Source organism: Kineococcus sp. GCM10028916 (genome assembly GCF_042674865.1).
In the GTDB taxonomy this organism is placed as follows: Bacteria; Actinomycetota; Actinomycetes; order Actinomycetales; family Kineococcaceae; genus Kineococcus.
Window position 1 is genome coordinate 325,232 of record NZ_JBHTFM010000017.1, and the last position, 24,721, is coordinate 349,952.

24 protein-coding genes and 1 tRNA gene are annotated in these 24,721 nt (G+C 72.1%); 13 read left to right on the plus strand and 12 right to left on the minus strand.

What is annotated here, in order from left to right; genetic code table 11:
• Positions 1-65 precede the first annotated feature (65 nt).
• Together ACFQ46_RS18025 and ACFQ46_RS18030 are read left to right on the plus strand one after the other, a co-directional pair.
• Complete coding sequence (locus tag ACFQ46_RS18025) at positions 66-959, plus strand: SDR family oxidoreductase (RefSeq protein ID WP_380260735.1); 894 nt, start codon at positions 66-68, stop codon at positions 957-959.
• A gap of 37 nt (positions 960-996) precedes the next feature.
• A complete protein-coding gene (locus tag ACFQ46_RS18030; RefSeq protein ID WP_380260736.1) occupies positions 997-1,917 on the plus strand; it encodes a polysaccharide pyruvyl transferase family protein in 921 nt (306 codons plus the stop codon).
• A 9-nt stretch (positions 1,918-1,926) separates the two neighbouring features.
• On the opposite strand, the gene ACFQ46_RS18035 is transcribed toward ACFQ46_RS18030, so the two are convergent.
• The gene (locus ACFQ46_RS18035; RefSeq protein ID WP_380260737.1) at positions 1,927-2,568 is read right to left on the minus strand and encodes a trimeric intracellular cation channel family protein; all 642 of its coding nucleotides are present in this window, start codon (positions 2,566-2,568) and stop codon (positions 1,927-1,929) included.
• Between the two features lie 58 nt (positions 2,569-2,626).
• Here ACFQ46_RS18035 and ACFQ46_RS18040 point away from each other — a divergent pair, with 58 nt between their 5' ends.
• Genes ACFQ46_RS18040 through ACFQ46_RS18055 form a run of 4 tightly spaced genes read left to right on the plus strand, consistent with a single transcriptional unit; the run spans position 2,627 to position 6,908 of the window.
• The gene (locus ACFQ46_RS18040; protein ID WP_380260738.1) at positions 2,627-3,472 is read left to right on the plus strand and encodes a GAF and ANTAR domain-containing protein; all 846 of its coding nucleotides are present in this window, start codon (positions 2,627-2,629) and stop codon (positions 3,470-3,472) included.
• 26 nt (positions 3,473-3,498) lie between these two features.
• The gene (locus tag ACFQ46_RS18045; protein ID WP_380260739.1) at positions 3,499-4,542 is read left to right on the plus strand and encodes a chemotaxis protein CheB; all 1,044 of its coding nucleotides are present in this window, start codon (positions 3,499-3,501) and stop codon (positions 4,540-4,542) included.
• A complete protein-coding gene (locus ACFQ46_RS18050; protein ID WP_380260740.1) occupies positions 4,539-6,407 on the plus strand; it encodes a CheR family methyltransferase in 1,869 nt (622 codons plus the stop codon). The genes ACFQ46_RS18045 and ACFQ46_RS18050 overlap by 4 nt, the downstream gene beginning before the upstream one ends.
• A gap of 45 nt (positions 6,408-6,452) precedes the next feature.
• On the plus strand, positions 6,453-6,908 hold the full coding sequence (locus ACFQ46_RS18055) for a DUF4383 domain-containing protein (RefSeq protein WP_380260741.1): 456 nt from the start codon (positions 6,453-6,455) through the stop codon (positions 6,906-6,908).
• Between the two features lie 7 nt (positions 6,909-6,915).
• Here ACFQ46_RS18055 and ACFQ46_RS18060 read toward each other — a convergent pair whose 3' ends face one another.
• The 4 genes from ACFQ46_RS18060 to ACFQ46_RS18075 are packed head-to-tail and all read right to left on the minus strand — an operon-like array spanning position 6,916 to position 10,338.
• On the minus strand, positions 6,916-7,791 hold the full coding sequence (locus tag ACFQ46_RS18060) for an NAD(P)-dependent oxidoreductase (protein ID WP_380260742.1): 876 nt from the start codon (positions 7,789-7,791) through the stop codon (positions 6,916-6,918).
• Entirely contained in the window at positions 7,788-8,825 is a 1,038-nt protein-coding gene (locus tag ACFQ46_RS18065) for an alcohol dehydrogenase catalytic domain-containing protein (RefSeq protein WP_380260743.1), read from the minus strand. Before ACFQ46_RS18065 ends, ACFQ46_RS18060 begins: the two co-directional genes overlap by 4 nt.
• Positions 8,826-8,862: 37 nt before the next feature.
• Positions 8,863-9,651, minus strand: coding sequence for an SDR family NAD(P)-dependent oxidoreductase (locus ACFQ46_RS18070; protein WP_380260744.1), 789 nt, complete (start codon positions 9,649-9,651; stop codon positions 8,863-8,865).
• A 30-nt stretch (positions 9,652-9,681) separates the two neighbouring features.
• Complete coding sequence (locus ACFQ46_RS18075) at positions 9,682-10,338, minus strand: TetR/AcrR family transcriptional regulator (protein WP_380260745.1); 657 nt, start codon at positions 10,336-10,338, stop codon at positions 9,682-9,684.
• 119 nt (positions 10,339-10,457) lie between these two features.
• Between ACFQ46_RS18075 and ACFQ46_RS18080 the strand changes: the two genes are divergently transcribed.
• From ACFQ46_RS18080 to ACFQ46_RS18105, 6 genes are all read left to right on the plus strand, one after another.
• Positions 10,458-11,828, plus strand: a complete 1,371-nt coding sequence (locus tag ACFQ46_RS18080; RefSeq protein WP_380260746.1) for a flavin monoamine oxidase family protein — start codon at positions 10,458-10,460, stop codon at positions 11,826-11,828.
• Entirely contained in the window at positions 11,825-12,664 is an 840-nt protein-coding gene (locus ACFQ46_RS18085) for a universal stress protein (protein WP_380260747.1), read from the plus strand. The genes ACFQ46_RS18080 and ACFQ46_RS18085 overlap by 4 nt, the downstream gene beginning before the upstream one ends.
• Positions 12,661-14,196 carry an APC family permease gene (locus tag ACFQ46_RS18090; protein WP_380260748.1) on the plus strand — a complete coding sequence of 512 codons (1,536 nt, stop codon included), beginning with the start codon at positions 12,661-12,663 and terminating at the stop codon, positions 14,194-14,196. Before ACFQ46_RS18085 ends, ACFQ46_RS18090 begins: the two co-directional genes overlap by 4 nt.
• Before the next feature lie 17 nt (positions 14,197-14,213).
• Positions 14,214-15,629 (plus strand): gamma-aminobutyraldehyde dehydrogenase, encoded by a 1,416-nt coding sequence (locus ACFQ46_RS18095; RefSeq protein WP_380260982.1) that lies wholly within the window; start codon positions 14,214-14,216, stop codon positions 15,627-15,629.
• Between the two features lie 110 nt (positions 15,630-15,739).
• Positions 15,740-15,812, plus strand: a tRNA-Lys gene (locus tag ACFQ46_RS18100).
• 867 nt (positions 15,813-16,679) lie between these two features.
• The gene (locus ACFQ46_RS18105) at positions 16,680-17,249 is read left to right on the plus strand and encodes a hypothetical protein (RefSeq protein ID WP_380260749.1); all 570 of its coding nucleotides are present in this window, start codon (positions 16,680-16,682) and stop codon (positions 17,247-17,249) included.
• A gap of 198 nt (positions 17,250-17,447) precedes the next feature.
• Here the strand turns inward: ACFQ46_RS18105 and ACFQ46_RS18110 are convergent, their stop codons facing one another.
• From ACFQ46_RS18110 to hisD, 6 genes are all read right to left on the minus strand, one after another.
• Complete coding sequence (locus tag ACFQ46_RS18110; protein WP_380260750.1) at positions 17,448-17,663, minus strand: hypothetical protein; 216 nt, start codon at positions 17,661-17,663, stop codon at positions 17,448-17,450.
• A 132-nt stretch (positions 17,664-17,795) separates the two neighbouring features.
• Positions 17,796-18,335 (minus strand): signal peptidase I, encoded by a 540-nt coding sequence (locus ACFQ46_RS18115; RefSeq protein WP_380260751.1) that lies wholly within the window; start codon positions 18,333-18,335, stop codon positions 17,796-17,798.
• A gap of 68 nt (positions 18,336-18,403) precedes the next feature.
• The gene (locus tag ACFQ46_RS18120) at positions 18,404-19,009 is read right to left on the minus strand and encodes a hypothetical protein (protein WP_380260752.1); all 606 of its coding nucleotides are present in this window, start codon (positions 19,007-19,009) and stop codon (positions 18,404-18,406) included.
• A gap of 59 nt (positions 19,010-19,068) precedes the next feature.
• The gene (locus tag ACFQ46_RS18125; RefSeq protein ID WP_380260753.1) at positions 19,069-19,707 is read right to left on the minus strand and encodes a hypothetical protein; all 639 of its coding nucleotides are present in this window, start codon (positions 19,705-19,707) and stop codon (positions 19,069-19,071) included.
• Positions 19,708-20,353: 646 nt separating this feature from the next.
• A complete protein-coding gene (locus ACFQ46_RS18130) occupies positions 20,354-21,169 on the minus strand; it encodes a nitrilase-related carbon-nitrogen hydrolase (protein ID WP_380260754.1) in 816 nt (271 codons plus the stop codon).
• A gap of 19 nt (positions 21,170-21,188) precedes the next feature.
• Entirely contained in the window at positions 21,189-22,514 is a 1,326-nt protein-coding gene (hisD, locus tag ACFQ46_RS18135) for a histidinol dehydrogenase (RefSeq protein WP_380260755.1), read from the minus strand.
• Positions 22,515-22,593: 79 nt separating this feature from the next.
• Between hisD and ACFQ46_RS18140 the strand changes: the two genes are divergently transcribed.
• Positions 22,594-23,520 (plus strand): LysR family transcriptional regulator, encoded by a 927-nt coding sequence (locus ACFQ46_RS18140; RefSeq protein ID WP_380260756.1) that lies wholly within the window; start codon positions 22,594-22,596, stop codon positions 23,518-23,520.
• A gap of 9 nt (positions 23,521-23,529) precedes the next feature.
• Here the strand turns inward: ACFQ46_RS18140 and ACFQ46_RS18145 are convergent, their stop codons facing one another.
• The gene (locus tag ACFQ46_RS18145; RefSeq protein WP_380260757.1) at positions 23,530-24,708 is read right to left on the minus strand and encodes a cupin domain-containing protein; all 1,179 of its coding nucleotides are present in this window, start codon (positions 24,706-24,708) and stop codon (positions 23,530-23,532) included.
• Positions 24,709-24,721: the final 13 nt, after the last annotated feature.

Consider the following 24,721-nt stretch of genomic DNA (forward strand, 5'->3'; position numbering starts at 1 on the left):
CCGCACTCCGGCCCGGTCGGAACTCCGGCGAGCGGGGGTCGTCCGAGCTGCCTACCGTGGAACCCATGAGCGACCAGTACACCTTCAGCAACCCCGTGTCCCTCTACCACCAGGGAGGTTTCGACCCCCAGCCGCAGGACGGCCCCGGTCTGGCCGGTGAGCAGTCCCCGAAACCCGACCACGGTGAGGCCACCTACCGCGGGACCGGCCGCCTGTCCGGTCGCAAGGCGCTGGTTACGGGGGCGGACTCCGGCATCGGCCGGGCGACGGCGATCGCGTTCGCGCGTGAGGGTGCCGATGTCGTCCTCAACTACCTCCCCGAGGAACAGAGCGACGCCGAGGAGGTCGCGAAACTCGTCACCGAGGCGGGACGCAAGGCCGTGCTGGCCCCCGGTGACCTCGTCGACGAGCAGTTCGCCCGCAGCCTCGTGAGCACGACGGTGCGCGAGCTGGGCGGCATCGACCTCGTCGCGAACGTCGCCGGAAAGCAGCAGCACGTCGAGGAGATCGCCGACCTCACGTCGCAGCAGTTCGAGGAGACGATGCGCACGAACCTCAACTCGCTGTTCTGGATCGTGCAGGAGGCCGTCCCGCACCTGCCGCCGGGGTCGACGATCATCAACACCTCCTCCGTGCAGGGCTACCAGCCCTCGCCGAACCTCGTCGACTACGCGACGACGAAGTCGGGCATCATCGCGATGTCGCAGGCCCTGGCCCAGCAGCTCGCCCCCAAGGGCATCCGGGTCAACGTCGTGGCCCCCGGCCCGGTCTGGACGCCGTTGCAGGTCGCGGGAGGTCAGCCGGACGACGCGATGCCCGAGTTCGGCCAGTCGACGCCCCTGGGCCGTGCGGGACAGCCCGCGGAACTCGCCCCCGCCTACGTGTTCCTCGCCTCGCCCGAGTCCAGCTACGTCGTCGGTGCGGTGATCAACGTGAACGGCGGTATGCCCACCCCGTGACGACGGGACGAGCAGAGCGGGAGGAGTCGAGGTTCGGGTGAGGGTCCTGCTCGTCGGCTGGTCCAGCGTCCTGCACGGTGAGTCCACCGCGGGCGACGTCCTGTCCACCGCGGCCGTCGCCGACCACCTGCGCTCGCAGGGGCACACCGTCGACGAGGCGTGGAGCCCGGCGATGTTCCTGGTGCACGGGTCCTGCGGGGGTCGTCGCTACGACGACGTGGACCCCGGGAACTACGACACCGTCGTGTGGGTCTGCGGCCCGCTCGCGGGGGAACCCGTGCGGGAGTTCCACGCCAGGTTCGCCGACGTGCGCCGGATCGCCGTCGGGGTCTCGGTGCTCGACGCCGACGACCCGGCGGTCACGGGTTTCGACGTCGTCGTGGCGCGGGACGCCCCCGGTGTCCCGGGCCGTCGTGACCTGGCGGCGCGGCCGGTCGCCGGCGCGGTCGAGCGGACGGTCGAGGTGGTGGGGGTGTTCCTCACCCACGGGCAGGGCGAGTACGGCGCCCGGCGCCGCCACGAGGCGGTGGGTGGCGTCCTCGGGAACTGGCTGGGTGGGCTCGACGTCGCCCGCCTGGAACTCGACACCCGGCTGGATCCGCGCGACTGGCGATCGCCGGCGACGCCGGACCAGGTCCTCGCCGTCGTGTCGCGCCTCGACGTGGTCGTGACGACCCGGCTGCACGGGCTCGTGCTCGCCCTGCGCTGCGGTGTCCCCGCCCTGGCGCTCGACCCGGTGGCCGGCGGCGGGAAGGTCAGCGCACAGGCGGCCGCGTGGGGGTGGCCGGGTCTGGTGGGCGCGGACGAACTCCTCGAGCGGGGACCGGTGGTCCTCGACGAGCAGTTCGCCTGGTGCCGTTCGGGTGCGGGCCGCGCTGCGGCGCACCGTGCCCGCGCTGAGGCGGGAGGGGCCGGGGTGGGCCAGTTGGCGAGGTTGTCCACGGCCCTCAGCGGCTGACGCCGGGCATCACTCGTCGTAGGCCTCGGGAGCGGACCGGGGTGCGCTGGGCGCACGCCACCCACCGAGCACGCCACCGACGCGCAGACCGGCGCAGACGACACCTCCGGCGAAGGCCGCCACCCCCGACTCCAGACCCAGCAGCGGACCGACCACGGCGACGCTCGAACCCACCAGGGCGGGAACGGCGTAGAGCCCTCCCGTGAGAATGGTCGGCACCTTCAGGACGAGGACGTCGCGCAGGGTGCCGCCCCCCACGCCGGTCAACCCGCCGAGCAGGATCGCCTGCCCCGCCCCGAGTCCCGAGTCCACGGCGAGCTGCGCCCCGGTCACCGCGAACAGCGACAGGCCGATGGTGTCGAAGACCAGGATCGGGCGCGACATCCGCGTCAGGAGGCGCTGACCCCAGAACGCGACCAGGGCGCCGACGGTCGCCGTGGTCAGGTAGTACCAGGTGCGGAACGTCGCCGGTGGGAGCTCCCCGAGCAGCAGGTCGCGCAGGATCCCGCCCCCCAGCGCCGTGACGATGCCCAGGGTCACGACCCCGAACAGGTCGAGGTGGGCCGCCCGCATGGCGGACAGCGACCCGTCGAGGGCGAAGGCGAAGACTCCGACGAGTTCGAGCAGCAGCAGGAAGCCTTGAGCGGTCACCGCACGATCCTGCCGTCTCGACGGTGCGGGACCGGCCCGCAGCCGCCACGATGGACCCATGAGCGCAGCGTCCTCCCGTGAGGTGCTGGGTCAGGCGGCCCAGGTGATGGCCAGAGCCCGGCGGACCGACGAGCGGCTGCGGCGGGCCAACCGGCAGCTGGCCGGACGCCTGGGGGGCGGCTGCTCCTCGTACGGCGAGGTCGACGGAGAGGGCGGACCGCGGGCGCCGGGGCTCTCGGAGACCTCACCCGAACTCACGTTGTGCCTGGAGACCGCCCGCGTCGTGCCCTTCGACCGTGCCGCCGTCAGCCTGGCCTCGGCCGGCGTGCCGGTGGCTCCGCTGGCGGGCTCCGACCCGGGGCTCGTCCTGTTCGTCGACCAGCAGCACTCCGTCCGGGAAGGTCCGGAGGTCGAGGCGCTCGAGACCGGACGGCCGGTGCTCGTGCCCGACCTCGGGTCGCAGCGCGGGCGCTGGCCCTACCTCGCGGGTCTCGGCCGGTGGGCCTCCTTCCGCTCCCTCGCCGCGTTTCCCGTCTCCTCCCCCGGAACGGGCACGCTGGGGGTCCTGACCGTCGCCCGCGACCTGCCGCGGGCCTTCGACCGCCAGGACGAGTTCGTCCTCACCCGCCTGGCCGACCTCCTGCTGGCGTTGCTGCTGACCCGCACGGCCCCGCCCACCGCGAGCAGGCCGTCGGCGGCCGGGGAGACGGTCCCGTTCCTGCGTCCCGACACCGTGTCGACGGCTCTCGGGGTCCTCCGGCAACGGCACGGGGTTCAGGTCGACGAACTCGTGAGCCGGTTGCGGGCCGTCGCCTTCGTCACCGGCCGAACGGTTCACGAACTCGCCGAGGCCGTCGTGCAGGGCCGGTGGGACCCCCTCCTCGACGACGCCGGCGGGGCGTGACCCGTCGTCACGGCTAGGCTCGCGCGGTGAGCACCCGGGACGTCGTGCTCGTCGGTGCCAGTGCCGGCGGGGTTGAGTCGTTGCGCGAGTTCGTCGCCGGTCTACCGGCCGACCTCCCCGCGACGGTGCTCGTCGTGCTGCACGTGCCGGCGAGCGGGACCGGGGCGCTCGCGGCGATCCTGGACCGGTGCACGCCGTTGCCCGTCCGGGCCGCGGTGCCGGGAGAGGTCCTCCCGCGGTCCACGGTGCTCGTCGCCACCCCCGACCGGCACCTGATGCTCACCGACGACCACGTCACGCTCTCCGCGGGGCCGCACGAGAACGGTCACCGTCCCTCGATCGACACTCTCTTCCGTTCTGCCGCAAGGGCCGTGGGACCGCGTGCGATCGGGGTCGTCCTCTCGGGAACGCTGGACGACGGATCCGCCGGCCTCGTCGCCCTCCGGGCCCGCGGCGGGGTCGGGGTCGTGCAGGAACCCTCGGACGCCATCTACGCGGCGATGCCGCTGAACGCGATCGCCGCCGCGGACCCCGAGCACGTCCTGCCGTTGGCGGAGATCCCGGCTCTGCTCGGGAAGCTGGTGCGCGAGACCGCGCCGGAGGCGCCGGCGGGGACCGGCACCGAACTCGACGCGGAGATCGCCGAAGCGGGTTTCGACCTCGGGGTCATGGCCGGTGACGACCACCCCGGAACGCCGTCCGGTTTCTCCTGCCCCGACTGCGCCGGGGTGCTCTGGCGCATCGAGGACCACGGCTTCCTGCGGTTCCGGTGCCGGGTGGGGCACGCCTGGTCGGCCGAGAGCCTGTTGCACGAGCAGTCGGCCGCCCTCGACCGGGCGTTGTGGATGGCGCTGCGCAGTCTCGAGGAGCGTTCCGCGCTGAACCGCGAACTCGGCCGACGCGCCGAGGAGTCGGGTCGCCGCATCAGTGCGACGCGCTTCGACGAACGTGCCGCGGAGACCGCCGAGGCCGCGCACCTCATCCGCCACCTGCTGGTGGGGCGGGAACGGGACGACACCGCGACCCCGCGACCGGGCGAGCCGGACGAGCGGAGCGGGGTGGCCGGATGAGCCCGGGGGAGGGAGCGGCGGGGGTCCAGGAGGGTGCGGAGTTCGAGGACTTCCTGCAGCACCTGCGCTCCGCCCGCGGGCTGGACCTGACGGGGTACAAACGGGCGAGCCTGCTGCGCCGGGTGCGCCGCCGGATGAGCGACGTCGGGGTCGCCTCCTTCGCCGAGTACCGCGACGTCCTCGAGGTGGAGGCCGAGGAGTTCGGCGCCCTGTTCGACACCATCCTCATCAACGTCACGTCGTTCTTCCGCGACCCCGAGGCGTGGGCGGTGCTGCGCGACGTCCTGCTCCCGGAGGTCCTCAGCCGTCGACCCGAGGGGGCGTTGCGCGTCTGGAGCGCCGGGTGCGCCTCCGGCCAGGAGGCGTACACCGTCGCGATGGTCCTCGCGGAACTGCTGGGCCCGGACGAGTTCCGCAGCCGGGTGAAGATCTACGCCACCGACGCCGACGAGGCGGCGCTGGCGCAGGCCCGGACGGCGACCTACTCCGAACGCCAGGTCGAGGGGATTCCCGAGGAGCTCCTCGCCCGGTACTTCGAGCGCCGCGGCGGTCAGTTCACGTTCCGGCAGGACCTGCGGCGCTCGGTCATCTTCGGCCGGGCCGACCTCGTCCAGGACGCGCCGATCTCGCACCTGGACCTGCTGCTGTGCCGCAACACCCTGATGTACCTGACCGCGGAGACGCAGGCGCACATCGCGGGACGCCTGCACTACGCCCTGCGACCCCACGGGATCCTGTTCCTCGGCAAGGCGGAGATGCTGCTGGGCCACTCGGCCCTGTTCAAGCCCGCGGACCTCAAGAACCGGCTGTTCCGCCGCGTCGAGGGTCTGCGCGAGGCCGGGAGCCGGACGTCGCTGCGCGAGCGTGAGGACCTGCCCCCCGACCACGACAGGCTGCGGTGGGCGGCGCTCGCCGCGAGCCCGGTGGCCCAGCTGGTGCTGGACGCCGACGGTCGCGTCGTGACCTCCAACCAGCGTGCCGACCTCTCGTTCGGGTTGTCCGCCGCGGACGTGGGTCGCCCGTTCCAGGACCTGGAGGTCTCCTACCGCCCGCTGGAGCTGCGGTCGGCGGTGGAGGAGGCGCACGCGAACCGGCGGACGGTCTGGATCCGGGACGTGGAGTGGTCACGCGCCCGCCAGGACGTCCAGTGGGTCGACGTCCAGGTCGTCCCGCTGGTCGGCCCCCAGGGGGCGACGCTGGGCACCGCGGTGAGCTTCGTGGAGGTGACCCGGGCCCACAGGTTGCAGGTCGAGCTGGAGGCCACGCACCGCCAGCTGGAGACCGCCTACGAGGAACTGCAGTCGACCAACGAGGAACTCGAGACGACGAACGAGGAGCTCCAGTCGACCGTCGAGGAGCTCGAGACGACGAACGAGGAACTGCACTCGACCAACGAGGAACTCGAGACGATGAACGAGGAGCTGCAGTCCATGAACGACGAGCTGCAGATCTTCAACACCCAGCTGCGGGACCGGACCGACGAGGTCGACGCCCTGAACTCCTACATGGAGAGCGTCTTCGCCAGTCTGCAGGTCGGGGTGGCCGTGGTGGGTGCGGACCTGGGCGTGCGGATCTGGAACTCCTGGGCGGCGGACCTCTGGGGGGTGCGCAGCGACGAGGTCGTGGGCGCGCACCTGCTGACCCTCGACATCGGCCTCCCGCTGGAACGCATCGGACCGGCCGTCCGTGCTGCCGTCGCCGACGGCGTGTCCTCGACGCTGCTCGTGCCCTCGGTCAACCGGCGGGGGCGTGCGGTGACGGTGCAGGTGACCGTCAGTTCGCTGCAGGGCGTGGCCGACGCGGGAGCCGTGGTGATCATGGAGCAGGTCGACCCGCGCGACGCGCCGGAGCGTCCGGAGTCCTGAGCCGCCTCCTCGTTTGCCGCGTCCCCATCGGGGTAGGACGGGGGTATGAGCCTGAACATGTCGGGAGCCGTGACCCGCTCTCGTCCGCGCGTCACTGCAGCGCAGCACCTGTCGCTCATCGTGGGCGTGCTGCTGATCCTCCTCGGGGTCGTCGGGTTCTTCGTGTCCGGTTTCTCGGACTGGACCGGCGGCACGAAGGAGCAACAGGTGGTGGGGCTCGCGGTGAACCCCTTGAGCAACGTGCTGCACCTGGTGCTGGGTGTCCTGGGCGTGCTCGCCCGCACCGGGGCGCGCCGGGCGCGGTGGTACGGCGTGTTCCTGCTGCTGGCCGGTGGGGCGTGGTTCGCCTACGGCGCGGTGGACGCCGACGGGGGCGGACCGCCGTTCAACCTGAACTGGCCGATGAGCACGGTCCACGCCGTGCTGGCGGTGGGCGGTCTGGTCATGGCGTTCGTCCCGGTGCGTACCGCGCCGCGACCCTCGACCGCGGAACTCGACTGAGGGGCGTTCACCCGCCCGCGTCGGCCGGTGGCCGGTCGGCGGAGACGACGCGGTGGACGGCCGTGTGGTCGAGACCACCCAGACCACGTTCCACGGCCTCGACGAAGAGTTCCGCGGTGCGGCGGGCCTGACGCAGCGGGGCTCCGGTCTGGTCCGCCAGTTCCGCGGCGTAGCGCAGGTCCTTGACCTGGTTGTCGATGCTGCCGCCGAGGCGGTGGTCGCCGGTCAGCATCCGGTCGGCCTTGCTGTCCAGGAACACGCCCCCGGCGAGCCCGCCGCGCAGCACCCGCAACAACTGCTCCCCCTCGACCCCGGCGCGTCGGGCGAGGTCGAGGGCCTCGGCGACGGCGGCGACGGTGGCGGCCACGACGACCTGGTTCGCGAGTTTCGCGGCGGTTCCCGTCCCGACCGGGCCGAGGTGCTCCACCGTGGTCGCGAAGCTGCGCAGCAGGGGTCCCACGGTGGCGAACGACTCGGGGCTGCAGCCGACCATCAGGCTGAGGGTTCCCGCCCGGGCGCCTGCGTCCCCACCGCTCATGGGAGCGTCGACGAGCGCGATCCCGTGCCCCTGCAGCCGGTCCTGGAGAGCGGTGACCTTGTCGCGCGAGGTGGTGCTGAGCACCACGACGTGACGGGTGCCGTGCCCGGCCCAGGTGCGCACCACGTCGTCGGGGGCGACGTCGTCGAACTGGTCGACGTCGGGCAGGGCGGAGAACACGACCTCGGCGCGGACCTCGGACGGTTCCCCGACGGCGCGGTCGCCGAACGCGGCGGCGACGGAGGCCGTGCGGTTCCAGACCCGGAGGTCGACCCCGTGGCCCAGGAGGTGCCCGGCGATCGGGCGCCCCATCGGGCCGAGCCCGAGGACCGCGGCGGTGCTCACGCGTCCGGGTCGGGGCTGACGGCCAGGACGGTCTTCGACGACTGCGCGGAGTCCGCCGCCCGGGCGAACGCGGCTGCCGCGTCGCCGATCTCGTACACGTCGGTGACCACGGCCGCCAACCCGGGTTCGGCGGCGAGGAGGGCCACGGCCGCGTCGAGCTCGACGTCGAAGCGCTGGGTCCCGAACAACGCGACCTCCTTGCCGACGAGTTCGGACACGGGGATCGGCTGCGGCCCGGCCGGCAGGATGCCCAGTTGCAGGATCGCGCCGCCCGGCCGGACGGCCCGGATCGCGGCGACGAGGGAGGGGACGACGCCGGCCGCCTCGACGACGACGTCGAACTCCGCCTCGGGGAGTCCCCCGGTCGAGAGGTTCACCGTCGCGTCGGCGCCGACGGCGGAGGCGACCCGCAACGGGAGTTCCTGCAGGTCCGCGGCCGTGATGTGCTGGGCACCGGCGTGGCGCAGGGCCGCGACGGCGAGGGCGCCGATGGGTCCGGCTCCGCTGACCAGCACCCGCGCGCCGCGGACCCGGTCCCCGAGGCGGGAGACGCCGTGCAGGGCGACGGCCAGCGGTTCGGCCAGCACGGCCCGGCGCAGCGGCAGACCGTCGGGGAGGACCCGCAACCGGTCGACGCCCACGCGGAGCAGTTCGACGAAACCGCCCTGCGTGTGGGGCTGCGTCGACGCGCTGCCCAGGTACGTCCCGCCGCGCTGCAGGTGCAGGCCGGTCGGTCCGGTCGCGCCGGCGGGGGCCGAGGGCGTCGCGGGGTGGATCGCGACCCGGGTCCCGACCGGTGGCGCTGCGGGGGTGTCCGCCCCGACGTCGGCGACGACACCGACGACCTCGTGCCCCAGGACGAGGGGTTCGAGGACGCGGTAGTTCCCGTTCCGGGCGTCCTTGGCGTAGTGCAGGTCCGACCCGCAGATCCCGCCGTAGACGATGCGGACGAGGACCTGGCCGGGGGACGGTTCGGGGGTCGGGAACTCCTCGACCCGTAGGTCACCCGGGGCGTGCACGGTCACGGCTCTCACGTCGTCACTCCTCGATCGGTCGTGCTGTCGGTCGTGTTCAGGCGATGTGCGATCCGCCGTTGACGTCGTACGTGACGCCGGTCAGGTACCCCGCGTCCTCGCTGACCAGGAACGCGATGACCGCCGCCACGTCCTGCACCGTACCGATGCGTCCCACCGGCAGCTCCCGCAGCAGGAACTCCTTGCGCTCGTCGGTGAGCGGGCCGCCCATGATGTCGGTGTCGATGGAACCGGGGGAGACCGAGTTCGCGGTCACCCCGTGCGGCCCGAGCTCGCGGGCCAGGGTCCGGGCCAGCCCCAGCAGGGCGGCCTTGGAGGCGGAGTAGGCGGCCCGGCCGTACACCCCACCGCCGCGCTGGGCCGAGGCGGAGGACACGTTGACGATCCGTCCGAGGCGGTGGGACGCCATCACCCGCGCCGCCTCCTGGGTGACGTGGAAGGTGCCGTGCAGGTTCACGTCGACGACCCGGCGCCACTCCTGCTCGCTCACCTCGAGGAACGGGACGGGTGAACTCACGCCCGCGTTGTTCACCAGCGCGACGAGTTGCGGGAGTTCGGCGACCACCGTGGCGACGGCGTCCCGCACGCCCGGCCGGTCGCTGATGTCCACCCCCAGGCCCAGGCAGGGGACGCCGTGGAGTTGCTGCAGCTCCGCGGCGACGGCGGAGCTGGCGGCCGGATCGAGGTCCAGGACCACCACCGACCACCCCCGGGAGGCCAGCCGGTCGGCGGTGGCCCGGCCGATCCCGCGCGGGGAGGCCGCGCCGGTGACGATCGCGGTGCGCTCGACGGGGAAGGGGCTGGCCGGGTACGGCGGCAGGGCCATGGCGGTTCCTGTTCTCCTCGGTGAGTCCCCTCATCCTCCTCGACGTGCGGCGAGGAGGGTGCGCAGGCCCGCGAGGAGGGCGCCCAGGCCGAGGTCGAAGGCGGTGAGGGCGGTGTCACCGCCGGGACGGGCGCGGGTGGCGGCGGTGAACACCGGAGCCGAGTCCTCGAGGTCGCCGGGGTCGAAGATGTCCGCCGGCGCCTGGGTGTCCAGCGCGGAGCCGAGGACGAAGGACTCGACGGCGACGACGACGTCGGTCAGCAGGTGCTCGGGCCAACCGCCCGCGAGCAGCCCGGCCGTGACGCGTTCGTACATGGCGACGGTGTGCGGGGCGCTGCGGACCGGGGTGATCGCGATGACGGGCACGAGGGCGGGGTGGCGGGCGTAGGCGTCGCGGTAGGACCGGGCCCACGCGGCGAGCGCCCCGTCCCAGGGCAGCGTCTCGAAGGCCGAGCAGTCGATGCGGGCGTTCACGTGGTCCTGCACCGCGCGCAGCACGTCCTGCTTGTCGGCGACGTGGTTGTAGAGCGCGGAGGGCGCCACGCCCAGCCTGCGGGCCAGCGCCGCCATCGTCAGGCCGTCCTGCCCACGTTCCTCGAGCAGCGCGACGGCGGCGGTGGTGATGCCGTCGACGGTCAGCAGCGGGTTGCTGGGCCGACCGCGGGGACGGCGGGGTGGGGCGATCACCGGGTCATCCTGACGCACTCGAATCCTCCCGCAACCCTTGACAGCACCGTTCCGCAGGTCATTAATGAAGCCCAATCACTTTAGGTGGTGCAGGCCGACGACGACCTCAGGAGGACCCCGTGAAGTCCGCAACACCCCCCGAACAGACCGCCGACGTCGTGGTCGTGGGCGCCGGCCCCGCCGGCCTCAACACCGCGCGCCACCTCACCCGGGCCGGCCTCGACGTCGTCGTCCTGGAAGCGCGGGACCGCGTGGGCGGGCGCACCTGGACCGACGAGGTCGAGGGCGCCACCCTCGAGATCGGCGGCCAGTGGGTCTCCCCGGACCAGACCGAACTCCTCGGCCTCCTCGCCGAACTCGGCATCGACACCTACTCGCGCTACCGCGACGGTGAGAACGTCTTCATCGGCGCCGACGGCGTCCGCTCCCGCTACCGCGGCGACACGTTCCCCGTCTCCGACGCCACGGCCAAGGAGATCCACCGCCTCACCGAGCTGATGGACGACCTCGCCGCCTCCGTCGGGGCGCACGCACCGTGGGCCCACCCCCGCGCCCGGGAACTCGACACCGTCTCCTTCGAGCACTGGCTGCACCAGCAGTCCGACGACGAGGAGGCCCGGACCGCCGTCGCGCTGTTCATCGCCGGGGCCATGCTGACGAAACCGGCCCACGCGTTCTCGACGCTGCAGGCCGTGCTGATGGCCGCCTCGGCCGGCTCGTTCACCAACCTCACCGACGAGTCCTTCATCCTCGACAAGCGCGTCGTCGGCGGGATGCAGTCGGTCTCCGAACGCCTCGCCGCCGACCTCGGCGACCGGGTGCACCTCTCGACGCCGGTCCGCACGATCCGCCACTCCGACTCCGGCGTCGTCGTCGAGTCCGACCGGGTCACGGTGCGCGCCCGCCGCGTCGTCGTCGCCGTCCCGCCACCGCTGTTCTCCCGCATCAGCTACGACCCGCCGCTGCCGCGCCGCCAGCACCAGATGCACCAGCACCTCTCCATGGGGCTCGTCATCAAGGTCCACGCCGTCTACCCGACGCCGTTCTGGCGCGCGGACGGCCTGTCCGGCACCGCGTTCGGCACCTCCACGCTGGTCCAGGAGGTCTACGACAACACCCTGCACGGCGACGACCGCGGCACCCTCGTCGCGTTCGTCTCCGACGAGAAGGCCGACGAGCTGCACGCCCTGACCGAGGGCGAGCGCCGCGAGCGCATCCTCGCCTCCATCGCGGAGTTCCTCGGCGACCGCGCCCTGGAACCCGACGTGTACTTCGAGTCCGACTGGGGCAGCGAGGAGTGGACCCGCGGTGCCTACGCCGCCAGCTTCGACCTCGGCGGCCTCTCCCGCTACGGCGCCGACCAGCGCCGCCCCGTCGGGCCGATCCACTGGGCCTGCTCCGACCTCGCCGCCGAGGGGTACCAGCACGTCGACGGCGCCCTGCGCAGCGGGCGGGACGCGGCGGCCGACGTCACCGCGGCGCTGTCATGACGTCCCCGTCCTACGTCGTCGCCTTCGACGGCGGTGACCGCGGCCAGGACGCGCTGAGCTGGGCCGCGGTGTTCGCCCGGTCCCTCGACGTCACCCTCGACGTCGTCTCCGTGGTGAAGACCGACGACCCGTTCGGCGGTCCGTACCCGCCCGTCGGCGACGTCACCGGCCTCATCACCGAACAGGCCGAGAGCTGGCTGGCCGAGGCCGTCGCGCAACTGCCCGACGACGTCGAGGTGCGCACCCACGTCCGCACCGCCGGCTCCGTCCCGGAGGGGTTGCTCGACGCCGCCGCGGAGTTCGGCGCGTCCGCCGTCGTCGTCGGCGCCGGCGGGGGAGCGATCCCGTTCGGGGTCGGTCCCGTGGCGCGTGCCCTCTTGCACTCCGCACCGCTGCCCGTGATGCTCGTGCCCCGGCGGGAACCCCCGGCGGGCATCGACCAGCTCTACGTCGCGGTCGGCACCCGCCAGGGTGCACCGACCGTCCTGGAGGAAGCGTGGGAAGCGGCTGCCCGCACCGGGTTGCCGTTGCACGTCGTCAGCCTCGTCGAACTCGACGAGAACGCCGGCGCGGACCGCGAGGCCGTCGGCGCGGTGCAGCACCTGGTCGACGACGTCGCGAGCCGCTCCCGCGGGGTGGACGTCACCGTGGAGATGGGGCGAGGACGCACGATGGCCGAAGCAGTCGGCTCGATCGACTGGGCCGCAGGAGGTCTGCTGCTCCTGGGCTCCTCCCGCCTCGCCCAGGGCCGGCAGACGTTCCTCGGGCCCACCGCGGCGCGGATCCTGCGCCACGTCCCCGTCCCCGTCGTCGTCGTGCCCCGGGGTGACTCGTGACCGCCGCGCCGGAACGACAGGTCAGCGAGTCCAAGGGACTCGGTGACGGCCGGGTCGGGCTGCTCGGTGCCGTCGTCATCGGCATCTCCACCATCGCCCCCGCCTACACCCTCACCGGCGCCCTCGGCCCGACCGCCTCCGCGGTCGGCGAGCACCTGCCCGCCATCTTCCTGGTCGGCTTCGTCCCCATGGTGCTCGTCGCCCTCGGCTACCGCGCCCTCAACAGCGCCATGCCGGACGCGGGGACGACGTTCACCTGGAGCTCCCGCGCCTTCGGCCCCTGGATCGGCTGGATGGGCGGCTGGGGCCTCCTCGCCGCGACCGTGCTCGTCCTCTCCAACCTCGCCGGCATCGCCGTCGACTTCTTCTACCTGATGCTCGCCCAGGTGACCGGCCGGGACTCGATCGCCGACCTCTCGACGAACGTCGTCGTCAACGTCGCCACCTGCCTGGTGTTCATGGCGCTCGCGTGCTGGATCTCCTACCGCGGGCTCGAGGCGACGAAGGTCGTCCAGTACGTCCTCGTCGCGTTCCAGGTGGTCGTGCTGCTCTGGTTCGCGATCGCCGCGTTCGTCCACGTCGCGAACGGCTCCGCGCCGGCCGGTCTCGCGATCGACCCGGAGTGGTTCAACCCCCTCGGCGTCGGGTCGTTCTCCGCCTTCGCCACCGGGATCTCGCTGTCGGTCTTCATCTACTGGGGCTGGGACGTCGTCCTGACCATGAACGAGGAGACCTCCGGCGCCCGCAGCACCCCCGGACGCGCCGCGCTCGCGACCATCGCCGCGATCGTCGTGCTCTACCTGACGATCGCCCTCGCCGTGCTGTCGTTCTCCGGTACCGGATCCGACGGTCTCGGCCTGGGCAACGAAGACATCCAGGAGAACATCTTCGCCGCCCTCGCCGGCCCCGTCATGGGCCCCGTGGCCGTGCTGATGTCGCTGTCGGTCCTCGCGTCCTCGGCCGCGTCGCTGCAGTCGACGTTCATCTCCCCGGCCCGCACGATGCTCGCCATGGGCCACTACGGCGCGCTGCCGCCGGCCTACGCCCGGGTCAGCCGCACGTTCCAGTCGCCCGGGTACGCGACGATCGTCTCCGCCGTCGTCGCCTCGGCGTTCTACGCCGCGATGCGCGTCGTGTCCGAGGACGTCCTGTGGGACACCATCTCCGCACTGGGGATGATGGTCTGCTTCTACTACGGCGTCACGGCGCTCGCCTGCGTCTGGTACTTCCGCGGCAGCTGGGCCGGTGACGTGAAGGCGTTCCTGTCCTGCTGCCTCGCGCCGCTGGTCGGAGGGGTGCTGCTGCTGGTGTTCTTCGTGCAGACCGCGGTCGACTCCATGGACCCCGACTACGGTTCGGGGTCGCAGGTGTTCGGCATCGGGCTGGTGTTCCTGCTCGGAGTGGGGGTGCTCGCTCTCGGTGTCGTCGTGATGTTCTTCCAGTACCGGGCCCGCCCGGGGTTCTTCCGGGGCGAGACGATCGTCCGTGGCCGCAGCAGTTCCGCCGACCTCGAAGGAGAAGTCCAGTCGTGAAGCAGTTCCAGAACGTCATCGCCGGTGAATCGCGGGACGCGCTCGACGGTGCGACCAGCGAGGTCGTGAACCCCTCCACCGGACAGGCCTACGCGACGGCTCCCGTCTCGGGTGCCGCCGACGTCGACGCGGCGTACCAGGCCGCGTCGAAGGCCTTCTCCACCTGGGGGCGCACGACCCCCTCGGAACGGCAGAAGTTCATGCTCGACCTCGCCGACGCGATCGAGGAACGCGCCGAGGAGTTCGTCGCCGCCGAGGTGGAGAACACCGGGAAGCCGATCGCGCTGACCCGCAGCGAGGAACTGCCGCCCGCGGTGGACCAGCTGCGGTTCTTCGCCGGTGCCGCGCGGGTCCTGGAGGGCCGGGCGGCGGGGGAGTACCTCGCGGGTCACACCTCGTGGGTGCGCCGGGAACCGATCGGTGTCGTCGGTCAGGTGACGCCGTGGAACTACCCGCTGATGATGGCGATCTGGAAGATCGGCCCCGCCCTGGCCGCCGGGAACACCATCGTCCTGAAACCGTCCGACACGACGCCCGCGTCGTCGGTCCTGCTGGCGCAGGTCGCGAACGAGGTGCTCCCGCCGGGAGTCCTCAACGTCGTCTGCGGTGACCGCGGGACGGGACGTGCGCTCGTCGAGCACCCGACCCCGCAGCTCGTCGCCATCACCGGTTCCATCCGCGCCGGCATGCAGGTCGCGGAGTCGGCGTCGAAGGACGTGAAGCGCGTCCACCTGGAACTCGGTGGCAAGGCCCCCGTCGTGGTGTTCGACGACGCCGACGTGGCTGCGGCCGCCGAGGCGATCGCGGGCGCCGGGTACTTCAACGCCGGCCAGGACTGCACCGCCGCGACCCGCGTCCTCGTCGCGCCGCGGTTGCACGACGACTTCGTCGCTGCCCTGTCGGAGCAGGCCAGGAACACCAAGGTCGGTCTGCCCGACGACGCCGACGCCGCCCTCGGGCCCGTGAACAACGCCAATCAGCTGGCGCACGTCTCCGGGTTCGTCGACCGCCTGCCCGACCACGCCGTCCTCGGAGCCGGTGGCGCGCGTTCCGTCGGCGACCTCGCCCGCGGTTTCTACTACGACCCCACCGTCGTGTCGGGGCTGACCCAGGACGACGAGGCCGTGCAGAACGAGATCTTCGGCCCCGTCATCACCGTGCAGCGCTTCACCGACGAGGACGAGGCGATCCGCTGGGCCAACGGCACGAAGTACGGCCTCGCCTCCAGCGTCTGGACGAAGGACTTCGGCCGCGCCATGCGCGTCTCCGCGGCCCTCGACTTCGGCTGCGTGTGGATCAACACCCACATCCCGCTCGTCGCCGAGATGCCGCACGGCGGGTTCAAGCAGTCCGGCTACGGCAAGGACCTCTCGATGTACGGCATGGAGGACTACACGCGCATCAAGCACGTGATGGCCAACCTCGACTCCTGACCGTTCCCTCGTGATCGGGCACGTCGTCGGCGCGGACGTGCCCGGTCACGGGGACGGTGGAGGGTGTTGAGTCGAGTCTGCGATGATGGCCGCGGATCCTCCGGGGTCCGGGGCCTCTAGCTCAATTGGCAGAGCAGCGGACTTTTAATCCGCGGGTTGTCGGTTCGATCCCGACGGGGCCCACCCCACCTGACGTGCGAAAACGCTTCATCTGCTGGCACGCTGAACACGGCGCGTGCCAGCGGGATGCCTGATCGTGCCAGCAGCGGCGAGTGGCGGCACCTGTGCTCAGGTGGACGGCACGGGGTGCCGATACGTCACAGCACGAGGATGCGTCGGACGCATCGCGCTGATCTGGGCCGTGCTCAGCTTCGTCACCCTGCTCCTCGTCGAGCTCGCACCCTCGAGCGCGGACGTGGTCAGCTGCGGCGCGCTCTTCGGTGATCGGCCCCTGTCGTTCATCAGCGACACGAGCGTGCGCACGAACCCGCGGTCCCTGCTGACGCTCCCCGCCATCTTCGCCGCTGTGAGCGCGGCCTTCGGCCTGGCCATCACCCTCGTCGTCCGGTCGTCCGGTCGTCCGGTCGTCCGGTCGTCCGGTCGTCCGGTCGTCGGCCTCCGCGACCGTCGCTCGACCTACAGCCTGACCCGGACCCGCCACTGCGTCCCGTCCTGCGGGCCGACCCCGTGCACGGCGATGACCTCGTCCCGTGACCACGTCGCCTGCACCTGTGTCATCGCGGCGGGGTCGTCCGACCCCTCGATGACGACGGAGGAATGGTGCGGCGGCTGCTCGACGAGACCCGTACGTCCTCACGGAGCTGAGCACGAACGAGACATCGGACGACACGGACGTCGTCTCGCAGGCGGCACCGGCACGCCCGGACTGCAGCGACCGCCACCGGCGAACCGCCCCGTGGAAAGCAGCGGAGAGCGCTGAGCGCGCAGTCAGCGAAAGTGATCACGATCTGGAACGGTTCGCCGCAACATGACAAGGACCTGCAACGCCGCCGCAGGCCCTGACCATCCAGGCGGACGCCAGGAGACCAGGTGCCGAGCGAGAGCCCTGCGGATGTCGTCCGCGAGCTGAGAAAGCACCTGAACGAGTCGCTGGCTGCGCAATTCTTCGCGACCGAGGGTTTGCAGCACATGCGGAACCAGCTGCAGCAGATTCGTCCAGACCCCAGCAACCCGAACCCGAAGGTGATGTTGGGGTACGGCAAACCGGTCGGACCCAACCCACCGCACTACGCTTCGCTGCCTCGGTCGACCGCGGTGTACCACCTCCGACGCAACGGGGAGGTTGAGGACCGTCTGGGGCAACAGTGGATCGTGGCCTTCTGCTCAACCTGGGACGAGGAGTTCCGCCTTCGGCTCGAGGCTGCACACGGGTGCCCCGAGAACGCGATCCGTGTCGACGCCTTCGGGGACCTGCGTCTGATGCGCCACGACATCGTCCACGGACGCGGCCAAGCCAGTCTGGCCAACACCGGTCGCTGCAAGGTGCTCCACTGGTTCCGCCCACCTCACTGCATCCGACCGAGCATGCCGCAGCTGGGGGAACTCCCCGACCTCGTCCCGTGGGCAGCACTGGAGCAGGGACCCTGGCCGCGGCCATGACGAAAGCGCCCCACCCGACGACCACTGTCCTTCGTGGATCCCTGGCGTAGAGCAGGCGATCTGTCCGCACGTCGACAGTCGTCAACAGGTGATCGTCTTCGACCAGCGTCACGCACAACTCGCCGGGTTGGAGACCGAGCCGGCTTTCACCTGGCGCTTGGCTGTTCGGCGGAGCGGACAGCGCATCCAGCGAGGTCGTCAGGCGGTCGTCGATGTCGCCGTGCTGTGTCCCCTGTCCGGGATGCCTGCACGCAGGAACAGGATGTCGAGCGCGACGGTGATCTGGTTGTCGCGGGTCGCCAGCGGGCCGAAGCACCTCCAGCTGACGTCCAAGGGTTCGCCCTCGATCTGTGGTTCGGAAGGTGCTTCGTGCTCCCTCAGTTCGAGGAGCTGCGGATGCAGGGCATCGCGCACGCCGGTGTTCGCGGTGCTGGTAGTTCGAGTCGACGCTGCACCGATCGCCTGCCGGTGCCCAGGCAGAACGGCCCCCAGTTCCGCGGGTAGCGGAGGTGGGGGCCATCGTCGGTCCGGCGCCGAGTGGGAACTCTAGGTTCGCTCGTGGCCGAGGGTGGCGTGTGTGCGCTTGCAGGTGCAGCCGGGCACGGTCGTGCTTCCGCGAGCTCGGCGCACGGCCGCGAGCAGCAGGACCACGCCTGCGAGCAGGAGGCCGGCGCTGAGGGGGCCGCCGGCGAGGACCCGACCCAGGTGCGGGACGCTGAACTGCGCGAGCCCCAGGTCGGTCCCGTCGGTGATCGCCAGGGTCCACGGGTCGAGGTCGGGGTTGGCGTCCCCTCGGGTTCGCACCGTGCGTTGGCCTCCCTGCTCGGAGACGGCCGCGACGCGGTGCATGACGGGTCGATCGCCTTGGGTGACGTAGGGCGGCGGTGGCCGGAAGGCGATGACCTGGCCGACCGCGATGTCGTGGGCATCGACTCGGGTGGTCAAGGCCAGGGAGCCTGCCGGCACGGTCGGGGACATCGATCCGGTCAGGACAGGAACGACACGGACCCCCAGCAGGCTGGCCACCAGGGCGACGACACCGAGCAGCCCCACGAGAGCGGTGACGGCGGCGCCCAGTTCGCCCACGCCCGCGTGCCGGTTGGAACGCGGAGTGGGAGTCGGGGTGGCAGTGGTGTGAGGGGGGGTGGGAGGGGTCATCCCTTGCTCCGGTCTCCGGGGGCTCGGACCGAGGTTGCCTTGGCGTCCAAGGTGACCTGGTTGGCGAGGGTTCCGCTGATGAAGATGCGCAGGTACACCGCTGCTCCTGGGTTGATGGACGGTGCCCACACCACGTTCAGTCGGGTGGGCAGGATGGCAGCACTCACGGCGGTGGTGAGCCCCGGGCAGGTGGACCCGTTCCAGGGCAGGCTGCAGCGGTTGATGGTCACCAGCGTCGCCCCGAAGCTGGACAGGTCGACCGAGCCGGTCAGGCGGACCGGCACGGTGGACTTGTTCCTCAGGTTCACGTAGGCGGTGGTGGAGTCGTTCAGCATCTTGGACGCGGTGAACCGGGCGCCGCCGGTGCCAACAGCGTTCAGGGGGGTGAACTCGTGCCCGATCACCGCTGCGGTGAGGGTGCCGGTGCGTGCGCTCGCTGGGCGAAGCGGCCAGGGGGCCGCCTGGGCGGGTTGGGCCGGTTGGATGGCCTGAGCGGTAGCGATGAGTACCAGCGCGATCACCAGGGCCAGCGCCAGCCCGACGTGCGCGATGAGCGGGGATCGGTCCCGGGCTGCCCGCCGCACACTCAGCGGCCGGAACACCCTCAGCTCATGAGTGACTGCCAGGTCCGCGGGTCGCTTCAGACCCTGTCCGGGGGCGCTCACGGCATCGTGCGGTCGCGCCCACCGGTGGTCTGGCCGCTGACGCTGATGGCGATGGTGCCGTTCTTGCCCATCAGCGTCTGCGGGGCGTCGTCCTTGAGCTTGAACCGGTACCGCACGTGCGCAGCGCCGACGGCGCCGGGGGCGATGGAGGCGTAACTGACCGACACGCCGGTCTCGTTGACGGCGACCTCGCCCGCCAGTGGGGTCGTCTTGGCGCCCAGGCAGTCACCGGTGCTCGTCCAGGCCATGGAGCAGCGCTCCACGGTGACGGCCAGCGCTCCCGACAGGTCGCCGGTGGCGGTGATCGCGCCGGAGTACGAGCCGGCGGTCGTGCCTTGGTTGGTCAGGTCGACGTAGCGGTACCAGTAGTCGCCCGGCAGCAGGTCGGGCATGACGGCGTGGAAGGCCGAGCCGTTGGCGTCGACGAGGTCCACGGCGGCCAGGGCTGCGGTGACGGTGCCGCTCGTGGCGGTGGACGTGGCCTGCCAGGACGCCAGCGTTCCGGCCCCGACGAGGCTCACCCCGCCGACAGCGAGCACGAGCAGCGCCGAGCGCCGGCGACGGTGTGTGCTCCGTTGGGGGCAGGGGACCGAGGCCGCGTCGGACGGCAGCTGGCTGGGTGCGGGGTGGGTCATGACGGCCTCGTCTCTACCGGCTTCTGATCCTTGACGGATCTCGTATCTAGAACCTCGGAGGCTGGCGCTCAATCCTTGAATTCGTGCCTGGCCCCCTGAGAGGGGTCACCGGCACGAGGAGGCGGTCATACCGCTGGAGCACACCGATGGCCCCCACACCGCGGGTAGCGGGGGTGGGGGCCGGCGTCGTCGACCAGTCAGCGGACCTCGGTGGACCCGTTGGCTCGTGCACGGCTTCCGGGCTGCTGGTCGTCGGGTCGGCGTCCGCCTTGTTCGGCAGCTGGTGCACGGCACCGGAGCCGACGAAGGACGCCACGACGGTCGCGATGGTCCCGCCGGTGGTGAACGGCCCGGCCGCGAGCCCGGCGACGGCTGCCGCGCCCGCCGACGAGACGTCGCCGACGAACGCCTCGACGTGGATGAAGAGCAGCAGTCCCGGCGATGACGCAGTCCGCAGAACGTCCGTGAACCCCCACGCCCGACCAACACACCCGGCAGCATCGACGCAGGTCAGGGTGGTGCGGACCGATCGTTCAACCCGCGGGTCGTCGGTTCGATCCCGACGGGACCCACGACCGTCCCGGCTCCGACGTCGGCGGGGGTGCAGGTCCCTCCTGCGACATGGACCGTGGTCCGTCGACGACGATCACGCCGGGTAGACGTCGGGCCGTCGGTCGCCGAACAGGTGGGCCCGAGGGGTCAGCCGCTTGTCGCGCGTCGGGGCCAGGTCGACGTCGACGAGCAGCAGACCCTCGTGGTCGCGCGACGCCACCGGCCACCCGTCGGCCCCCACGACCGTCGTTCCCGCCGTCCACTCCTGGCCCCGTTCGGTCCCGGTGCGGTCGCAGCACGCGACGACGACCCGGTTGACCCGGGCCGTGGCCATGGCGATGACGACCTCGGGTGGGCGTTCACCGGCCGGGCGCGGGACGAGGGGCCAGTTCGTGGGGACGGCCAGCAGTTCTGCGCCGGCCAGCGCGAGGGCGCGGGTGAACTCGGGGAACTCCAGGTCGTAGCAGACCAGCGGGGCGATCGCGCCGACCCGCGTCGCCAGCACGGGCGGCAGGGCGTTGCCGGGCCGGAAGAACCGCTTCTCCTCGTCCCACAGGTGGACCTTGCGGTACACGGCCAGGACACCGGACGCGTCGACGACGGCGGCGCTGTTGTACAGACCGTCCTCCCCGCGTTCGCAGAAACCCCCGACGACGACCGCGTCCCCGCGCGCGGCCTCCTCGGCCCAGCCGACGAACACCTCGTCGTCGCGGGTGATCGCCACCCCCGCCGCCTCCTCGGGCGAGGCGAACACGTATCCGGACGTGACGAGCTCGGGCAGGACGACGAGGTCGGCCCCGGCGTCCACGGCCCCGCGGACGGCGGCCCGCGCGTTCCGGGTGTTGGCGGCCAGGTCGGCGATGCGGGGGGCGGAGCTGTGGCAGGCGATCCGGACCACGGAGGTGGTCATGCGCGCTCCGCGCACCGTGTCACCGCCAGCGGGCGGTGCGCAGGGTGGCGGTGGCGCTGTGCGCGGCCATCCCCTCGGAGTCGGAGATCACCTGGACCGCCGTCGCGAGGTCGGGAGTGGCCTCGCGCGAGATCCGCTGGTACGTCAGCGGTTTCAGGTAGCGCGCGACGGACAGCCCGGCGCTGTGCCGGGCGCCGCCGGCCGTCGGCAACGTGTGGTTGGTCCCCGCCATGCCCTTGTCGGAGTAGGCGACCGTCGACCACTCCCCGAGGAAGAGCGAGCCGTAGTTCGTCAGTCGGTCGTGGTACCAGTCGTCCTCGATCGTCAGCACCTCGAGGTGTTCCGGGGCCAGGTCGTCCATGAGCGTCGCGGCCGTCTCGCGGTCCACGGCCCAGGTCACGCTGCCGTGGTCGCGCCAGGCGGCACCGGCGATGTCGCGCGTCGCGAGCCCCTCGAGCTGCCGGTCGACCTCGGTGACCACGGCCCGCGCGAGTTCCCGCGACGTCGTCACCAGCGCCGCGGGGGAGTTCGGGCCGTGCTCGGCCTGCCCGAGCAGGTCGGCCGCGACGAGGACCGGGTCGGCGCTGTCGTCGGCCAGCACCGCGACCTCCGAAGGACCGGCGAGGAGGTCGATCGCGACGGTGCCGAACAGTTGCCGCTTGGCCTCCGCGACGAACGCGTTGCCGGCTCCGACGAGCATGTCGACGGGGCCCTCGCCGACGAGGCCGAAGGCCATCGCGGCCAGGGCCTGCACCCCGCCCAGGACGAACACCCGGTCGACCCCGGAGACCGCCGCGGCGTACAGCACGGCGTCGTTGGCGCCGCCGTGGGGTTGCGGCGGGGTGCACGCCACGACGGAGGGAACCCCGGCGACCTTGGCGACGCCCACCGTCATGAACGCGCTCGCCGTCAGCGGGAACCGACCGGCCGGCAGGTACGCCCCCACCCGGCCCACGGGCACGTAGCGCTGGCCCACGAGCAGGCCCGGGGTCAGCTCCACGGAGAAGTCGCTCAGGTGCGCGCGCTGGGCCGCGGCGAAGGCCCGGGTGCGTTCACCGCCGAGTTCGATCGCCTCGCGCAGTTCGGGGGGCAGGCGCTCGCCGCTGCGGGCGATGGTGTCGGCGTCGAGTTCCACGGCGCGGCCGTCGCTGCCGTCGTAGCCGTCGAGTTCCGCGGCGTAGCGCAGGACGGCGTCGAGCCCGCTCTTCTCGATGTCGGCGAGCATCCCGGACACGCGCGCGGCGACCGCGGGGTCGCGCTGGGCGGGCGGGGTCTGAACGGCGGGAACCTTCACCGGCGAGAACCGGCCGGCGAGGGCGGACAGGACAGCGGGGGTGAACTGCATGCGGGAAGGCTAGGAACTGCGCGACCCTCAGGACAAGACCCGGAGATCCTCCGGTACCCGCAGGACTACCCTGTCGGTCGTGACGCTGAACCAGCTCCGGGCCTTCCTCGCGGCCGCCCGGACGGGGTCGTTCACCGCGGCGGCCGTGGACCTGGAGATCGCCTCGGCCTCGGCCTCCGAACTCGTCCGGCGGCTCGAGGAGGAGCACGGGATCGCGTTGTTCACGCGCGGGCCGAGGCGGCTCGTCCTCACGGGCGCGGGTGAGCAGCTCCTGCCCTTCGCGGAGCAGTCCGTCTCCGCGGCCGACGCCGGGAGCGACGCCGTGCAGGCGTTGCGCAGCCTGGGCGGCGGGGTCGCCACCTTCGGGGTCCTGCGCAACGCCGACTACTACCTGCTCTCCGACCTGGTCGCGGAGTTCCACCGGCGCCACCCCGCGGTCCGGGTGCGGCTGGTGGGGCTGAACTCAGTGGCGGTGGCGGCCGCCGTGGCGGCGGGGGAGATCGAGGCGGGTCTGGTCGTCCTGCCCGTCGACGACGCCGGGCTGACGGTCACCCCCGTCCTGCGGGACGAGGTCCGCTACGTCAGCGCGGACCCGGCCAGACTGCGGCGGCCGGTGACGATGGCGGACCTGGCCGCCGCGCCACTGGTCCTCTACGACGCCCACCACGGCTGGCGGGACCCGACGCGTCGCCAGCTCGCCGACCGCGCGCGGCTGGAGGGCGTCAGGTTGGAACCCCTCATCGAGGTCGAGCACGTCGAGGCGGCCCTCGGCCTCGTGGCGCGGGGGATCGGCGACACCTTCGTCAGCCGGGCCGTGGTGGACAGCGTGGCGTTCCCCCCGGGGCTCGGGACGGTGGGTTTCGAAACCCCCCTGCACGACGTCGTGGCCCTGGTGCAGCGTGAGGGGATCGCACTGTCGCCGGCCACGCGCGAACTCGCCCGGCTGGCCCGTCAACGCCTGCTCGCGCACGACGCCGACGGGCCCGGCGGGGCCTGGCCCGGCTGAGCGGGGCGGTCAGTCGTCCTCGGTGGCGGTGACCATGACGCCGACCGGCGCGAGGTAGCCGTTGGGGTCGATCATCCGGTCGGTGTGGCGGGCGGCGTACACGACCTCGGGAGCCCACTCCAGGTAGACGCGGTCGTCACCGGAGTTGATGACCAGCAGTTCACCCGGGCCGTCCGGGCCTTCCTGCACGCAGCGGAACGCGCGCCAGGCCCCCGGCGGGACCGAGAACGAGTCGCCCACGCCGAGTTCCACCGCCGTGGCCGGATCGCCGTTGAGGGTCACCGACCAGCGACCGGACTTCACCAGCAGGGCCTGGTTGCGGTCGTGGCGGTGCAGCAGCAGGCCCTCCTCCGCCGCGGCCCGGACCCAGGCGAGGTTGAACGAGTGCGGTTCGGTGATCGACGGGGTCTGGCGACGGTCCTGCGTCATGCCGTACCCGATGACCAGGGCCAGTTCGGCCGCCCCACCGGGCAACGTCGCGCACAGCAACGCGTTGCGGCTGTAGACGCGGTCGCCGGGCTGCACGACGCGACGGCGCATCTCCTCGACGGAGTAGGACGTCAGCTCGTCGATGTAGCGCGTCTTCATCGGGGTGACGAGGGCGACGCCCTCGGGCACCGCGTCGCCCGCGACGGTGTCGATCAGCCGGTTGTCGGCCGTCAGGTGCAGGCCGTGGGACTCGGCCTCCTTCAGCACCGAGGGACCCCAGATGATCCCGCCGGTCACGTCGCGGCCCAGCACGGTGTAGAGGATCCCGTCGTCCGGTCCCTCGTTGGTGAACCCGCGGAAGATCCAGGTCGGGACGGAGACGACGTCGCCGTCGGTGCTGACGTACTCGCCCTGCTTCCCGTCGACGCCCCAGCGCAGGCGGAACTCGCCGCCGAGGTTGACGAACACCTCCGCGGTGAAGTGCAGGTGCAGGTTGTTGGAGATGCCGTTCGGCATCCCCGCGGCCCCGGTGTTGAAACCGTGCGGCTCGGTGAGGTTGATGAACTGGGAGGCGTTCTGCGAGACGCCGCCGCCGATGAAGGCGTAGTTCTCCTTGCGGTCGGAACCGGGCGTGCGGCAGTCGATGAACGCCGCGTTGCAGGGGACCCAGTCGCTCTTGCGGACGGTGCGGCGCTGGATCTCCGCGGCCCCGACGGTGACGTCGCTCAGTTCCGGGCGCACGTGCTCGGTGGTGGTCATGTGCTCCTCCTCC

Excerpts from the sequence above, each read along its gene's own strand:
- ACFQ46_RS18025 (WP_380260735.1), top strand. The coding sequence starts at position 66 with ATGAGCGACCAGTACACCTTCAGCAACCCCGTGTCCCTCTACCACCAG.
- ACFQ46_RS18040 (WP_380260738.1), top strand. The coding sequence starts at position 2,627 with ATGAGCGCAGCGTCCTCCCGTGAGGTGCTGGGTCAGGCGGCCCAGGTG.
- ACFQ46_RS18050 (WP_380260740.1), top strand. The coding sequence starts at position 4,539 with ATGAGCCCGGGGGAGGGAGCGGCGGGGGTCCAGGAGGGTGCGGAGTTC.
- ACFQ46_RS18055 (WP_380260741.1), top strand. The coding sequence starts at position 6,453 with ATGAGCCTGAACATGTCGGGAGCCGTGACCCGCTCTCGTCCGCGCGTC.
- ACFQ46_RS18070 (WP_380260744.1), bottom strand. The coding sequence starts at position 9,651 with ATGGCCCTGCCGCCGTACCCGGCCAGCCCCTTCCCCGTCGAGCGCACC.
- ACFQ46_RS18085 (WP_380260747.1), top strand. The coding sequence starts at position 11,825 with ATGACGTCCCCGTCCTACGTCGTCGCCTTCGACGGCGGTGACCGCGGC.
- ACFQ46_RS18125 (WP_380260753.1), bottom strand. The coding sequence starts at position 19,707 with ATGACCCACCCCGCACCCAGCCAGCTGCCGTCCGACGCGGCCTCGGTC.
- ACFQ46_RS18130 (WP_380260754.1), bottom strand. The coding sequence starts at position 21,169 with ATGACCACCTCCGTGGTCCGGATCGCCTGCCACAGCTCCGCCCCCCGC.
- hisD (WP_380260755.1), bottom strand. The coding sequence starts at position 22,514 with ATGCAGTTCACCCCCGCTGTCCTGTCCGCCCTCGCCGGCCGGTTCTCG.
- ACFQ46_RS18145 (WP_380260757.1), bottom strand. The coding sequence starts at position 24,708 with ATGACCACCACCGAGCACGTGCGCCCGGAACTGAGCGACGTCACCGTC.